The organism is Dactylosporangium sp. NPDC005555 (genome assembly GCF_040605635.1).
In the GTDB taxonomy this organism is placed as follows: Bacteria; Actinomycetota; Actinomycetes; order Mycobacteriales; family Micromonosporaceae; genus Dactylosporangium.
Genome location: NZ_JBEXDG010000166.1, coordinates 1 through 1,596, shown reverse-complemented (window position 1 = coordinate 1,596; position 1,596 = coordinate 1). Strand labels below are relative to the sequence as shown.

The window sequence follows — 1,596 nt, the reverse complement described above, 5'->3', positions numbered from 1 at the left end:
GCTTGAGTTTTAACCGGTCGGCCCGAAGATCTTCGATCTTTCGGGCTGGTTTCGGTGTGTCGCAAGGACATGGGTACGGCCACCCGTGATCATTCGGAGTGCTGAAGCTTCGAAGGATGCGGGGTGGCCGTGGGGCCTACTATGCCAGGTTTGCGGGCGGTGTCAGCGTCGGATCCGGCGGCGTGTCGTGAGGCGTTGGTCGGGTTTCGGTTGGCGTTGTACCGATGTTTCGGGCGCCGCGCGGATGCGTTGTTCGAGTTGGTTGACGCGGTGCTGACCGCTGATGGTCCGGTGTCGTCGCTGGTGGAGTTGTCGTTGGAGAAGGCGTTCCGGCGTGGTCATGGGGCGTTGTATGACGCGTTGGCGTGTGGCGAAGTGGATGTCGCGGCGTTGACGGCGCTGGTCGCTGCTTCCTGGGAGCCGGCCGATGACGGGCCGGTGAAGGTCGCGGTGGATGTGTCGGCGTGGCCTCGCCCGGACGCGGTCACGTCTGCGGGCCTGTGTCACTGCTACACGTCGTGCCGGTGCGACGGCGCGCGCAAGACGATCCCTGGTTGGCCGTTCTCCTTCGCCGCGGGGCTGGAATGGGGTGCCTCGTCGTGGACGGCGTTGCTGGACGCGGTGCGGATCGGACCGCAGGACGACGCCACCGTGGTGACCGTGGCGCAGATCGGCGCTGTGGTCGCACGGCTGGCCGCGGCCGGTTCGCTGGCCGGGCGGCCGGCGCCGCTGTTCGTGTTCGACTCCGGCTACGACCTGACCCGGATCACCTTTCTGGCCGCTGATCACGGTGTGCAGGTCCTTGGCCGGGTTCGTAGTGACCGGGTGTTCTACGCGCCGGCCCCGAAACGGCTGCGGGATGGGCGACCGGGCCGGCCGAGGCTGCACGGGAACCGCTTCGAGCTGTCCGCACCAGCGTCGCTGCCGCCGGCCGAGCAGCAACTGAGCGCACAGAGCCCGCGTTACGGTGCCGTCGTGGTCAGTGCCTGGCACGGGCTGCACCAGCGCCTGTGTAAACAGGCTGGTTGGACCGGGTTCGTCGGTCCGCTGCCGGTCGTGCCCGGAACGGTCATCCGAATCCAGGTCGAACGGCTGCCGGGCAACCGCGCACCGCAGGATCTGTGGCTGTGGCACACCGCCCCACCGGGCACGGTCTTCGACCTGGACCTGCTGTGGAAGACCTACCTTCGCCGCTTCGATCTGGAGCACACGTTCCGGCTCCTCAAGGGCATGCTGGGCTGGACCGCCCCGCAGATCCGCACTCCCGAACAGGGCCAGCGCTGGACCTGGCTGGTGCTGGCCGCCCATACCCAGCTGCGGCTGGCCAGAACCCTCACCATCGATCTGCGCCGCCGATGGGAGAAGAGCACACCCATCCAGCGGCCGACAACACCGGGCCGGGTCCGTCGAGGTTTTCGTATGCTGCGTCGGCATCTGGGCACTCCAGCCAGAACACCGAAATCCACCACCGCCGGTCCCGGCCGCCCCACAGGGACCACCAGACCTCCCCGAACCCGTTACGACGTCGGCAAGAAGAAGTCCACAGTGGACAACAAACAGACCAGAAAACGTCAGGTCAGGGGTTAAAAGTCAAGC

The 1,596-nt window shown here is 67.0% G+C and carries 1 protein-coding gene; it reads left to right on the top strand.

The genetic code is table 11. The annotated features are described in order from the left end of the window. The first annotated feature begins 141 nt into the window (after window positions 1-141). Window positions 142-1,587, top strand: coding sequence for an NF041680 family putative transposase (locus ABZS58_RS51265; RefSeq protein WP_354792124.1), 1,446 nt, complete (start codon window positions 142-144; stop codon window positions 1,585-1,587). The last annotated feature ends 9 nt before the right edge of the window (window positions 1,588-1,596 follow it).